Annotated in this window: 2 protein-coding genes; both read left to right on the top strand. The window is 44.8% G+C overall.

All coding sequences use genetic code 11. The features are described 5' to 3' along the window. The first annotated feature begins 435 nt into the window (after positions 1-435). Entirely contained in the window at positions 436-3,078 is a 2,643-nt protein-coding gene (gene clpB / locus V7K55_RS20585) for an ATP-dependent chaperone ClpB (protein ID WP_334834479.1), read from the top strand. Between the two features lie 46 nt (positions 3,079-3,124). Next, a complete protein-coding gene (locus V7K55_RS20580; RefSeq protein WP_334834478.1) occupies positions 3,125-3,358 on the top strand; it encodes a hypothetical protein in 234 nt (77 codons plus the stop codon). Positions 3,359-3,494 lie beyond the last annotated feature (136 nt).

Raw genomic sequence — 3,494 nt, 5'->3', positions numbered from 1 at the left:
GGGAGCAGGGGGGCAGGGGAGCAGGGGGGCAGGGGAGCAGGGGGGCAGAGGTGAGATATTGTACAATTTCTTTCCCCTCTGCTCCTCCGCCCCTCTGCCACTTCTTCGCTTAAAGCTTGTGAGAAATGCGGGTGTAGGCGTAGCCTGTCATAGACATCGCTAAAATAGCACCATCGGGAAAAGTCCGTTCAGAACAGTATTTTAGTTTTAAATTAGAAAATAGGTAACACATTAAATTATCACAAAATTACCAATCCTAAATTGCCACTGGAGATACACGCGGATATACGCTAAGAATGTTTGGATAATTAGGGACTGGGGACTAAAGACTAGAAATTAGTGACTAGGTAAAAGTCTTTCCAATCCCCAATTCCCAGTACCCAAGCCCCAAGCCCCAATCCCTAAACTAAAAATCAAAAGTCTAAAATTTTAAAGATGCAACCTACAGATCCAAATAAATTTACTGATAAAGCCTGGGACGCAATTGTTAAATCTCAGGATATAGTCCGTGCTTATCAACAACAGCAACTAGATGTTGAACATTTAATTATTGCCCTGTTAGAAGAACCTACAAGTCTAGCAATACGCATCCTGGCTCGATCTGAAGTCGATCCAATCCGCTTGCAGGAGCAACTGGAAGCTTTTACCCAACGTCAACCGAAAATTGGTAAAAGCGATCAGCTTTACCTTAGCCGCAATTTAGATGTTTTGCTAGATAAAGCCGAGGAAGCCAGAGTCAGGATGAAAGACTCCTACATTTCCGTAGAACACATACTTTTAGGCTTTGCTGAAGACGATCGCATTGGACGAAAGATCCTCAAAAGCTTTAGTGCGGATGCAGCTAAATTAGAAGCTACTATCAAAGCCGTTCGCGGTAGCCAAAAGGTGACAGATCAAACGCCAGAATCCCGCTATGAAGCGTTACAAAAATTTGGTAGAGATTTGACAGAACAGGCAAAAGCGGGAAAACTCGATCCGGTAATTGGACGGGATGAGGAAATTCGGCGGGTAATTCAAGTATTGTCTCGTCGGAGCAAAAATAACCCGGTATTGATTGGTGAACCTGGGGTAGGTAAAACTGCGATCGCAGAAGCTTTAGCACAACGGATGGTAAATGGTGACGTTCCCGAATCTCTGAAAAACCGCCAACTGATCTCTTTAGACATCGGTAGTTTAATCGCTGGGGCAAAATTGCGAGGAGAATTTGAAGAACGCCTGAAAGCTGTCCTCAAAGAAGTTATGGACTCTAACGGCCAAATTGTCCTGTTTATCGACGAACTACATACAGTAGTCGGTACAGGTTCCAGTCAACAAGGGGCGATGGATGCCGGAAATCTGCTTAAACCAATGCTGGCGCGGGGAGAACTGCGTTGTATTGGCGCAACTACCCTCGATGAGTTCCGCAAACACATTGAGAAAGATGCTGCCCTAGAACGCCGCTTTCAGCAAGTATTTGTCGATCAGCCAAGTGTGGAAAATACTATTTCCATTTTGCGGGGGTTGAAAGAACGCTATGAAGTGCATCACAATGTCAAAATTTCTGATTCGGCTTTGGTAGCAGCAGCAACCCTGTCAGCGCGTTATATTAGCGATCGCTTTTTGCCAGATAAAGCTATTGATTTGGTGGATGAAGCCGCAGCCCAGTTGAAAATGGAGATTACCTCCAAACCAGCAGAATTGGAAACCATCGATCGCCGCCTCATGCAGTTAGAAATGGAAAAGCTGTCATTAGCTGGCGAAGAAAAGGGTACTCCTCAAACTAAAGAACGTTTGCAGCGAATTGAGCAAGAAATTGCCAATTTGACTGAAAAACAGCAAATATTTAACGAGCAATGGCAAGGTGAAAAGCAGATATTGGAGGCGATAAGCGCCTTAAAGAAAGAAGAAGATGCGCTGCGAGTGCAAATTGAACAGGCGGAACGTGCTTATGACTTAAATAAAGCTGCCCAATTGAAGTATGGCAAATTGGAAGGAGTACAGCACGAACGCGAAGCCAAAGAAGCCAGCCTTTTAGAAATTCAAAACCAAGGTTCTACGTTGCTGCGAGAACAAGTTACCGAAGCTGATATTGCGGAAATCGTCGCCAAGTGGACAGGAATTCCCGTCAATCGCTTGTTGGAATCGGAACGCCAAAAATTGCTGCAACTAGAAAGTCATTTGCATCAACGAGTCATTGGGCAAGAAGAGGCTGTAGAAGCGGTAGCAGCAGCCATTCGCCGCGCCCGTGCGGGGATGAAAGATCCCTCGCGTCCCATCGGTTCATTTTTGTTCATGGGCCCCACAGGTGTAGGTAAAACCGAACTCGCCCGTGCTTTAGCTCAGTTTCTCTTTGATTCTGATGATGCCTTGGTGCGCTTGGATATGTCTGAGTATATGGAAAAACACTCAGTTTCTCGGTTAGTGGGAGCGCCTCCAGGATACGTAGGCTATGAAGAAGGCGGTCAACTTTCCGAAGCAGTTCGCCGCCGTCCTTACTCAGTGGTGCTGCTGGATGAAGTGGAAAAAGCGCACCCCGATGTGTTCAATATTTTATTGCAGGTGTTAGATGATGGGAGAATTACTGACTCTCAAGGAAGGACGGTAGATTTTCGTAACAGCGTTATTGTGATGACCAGTAACATAGGTAGCGAACATATCTTGGATGTATCTGGTGATGATTCCCAGTATGAAACGATGCGGAAGCGGGTAATGGAAAACTTGCGATCGCATTTCCGCCCAGAATTTCTCAACCGCGTCGATGATATTATTCTCTTCCATGCCCTCAGCCGCACAGAAATGCGGCATATCATCCGCATTCAACTCAAGCGAGTGGAAAATCTCCTGCGCGAGCAAAAAATCTTCTTTGAGATATCCCAAGCTGCTTGCGATCACCTTGTTGAATCAGGCTATGACCCAGTTTATGGTGCGCGTCCACTCAAACGCGCAATTCAGCGAGAAGTAGAAAACCCCCTCGCCACCAAGTTATTGGAGAATACTTTTATCTCTGGAGACACGATTATCATTGACAAAAATGAAAATGGTCTGTCTTTTAGTAAAAAAGTGCCGGTGAAGGTGTCAGTACCACAGATTGCTACCTAGTCGGAGAAGGCGATTAGAATTCACGTTACATAGATAAAACCCACCTGTGTGGGTTTATTTTTTTATTCTCTACGAGATGATGTGCCAATACGGTTCGGTTAAGCCAAGAGATGCGATAAATCGCCGTCAAGACGAAGGATTGATTATTGTAGAGACGGCGATTTATCGCGTCTTTGTGATTTATAATTTTCATCAAAAAACCCTAACCGAACCGTATTGGATGCTGTGCGATCGCAGAAACGGTAAAGTGAGAAAGCGATCGCTAAATCTAAATTGTTAGGACTTACGCACTGTACAAAAGAAGTATCTTGTGTATTAACGTAAATAGGTCATTTCAGGCTTTTGAAGGGCGCTTTTGATTGCTAGCGATCGCCAAAATATGATTGAAAAACCTAGCCAGAAGCGTTGAAAACTAT

The organism is Nostoc sp. (genome assembly GCF_036919895.1).
Taxonomy (GTDB): domain Bacteria; phylum Cyanobacteriota; class Cyanobacteriia; order Cyanobacteriales; family Nostocaceae; genus Nostoc.
Note: the sequence above shows the minus strand (reverse complement) of the source record. Positions and strands in the feature narration are given on the sequence as shown.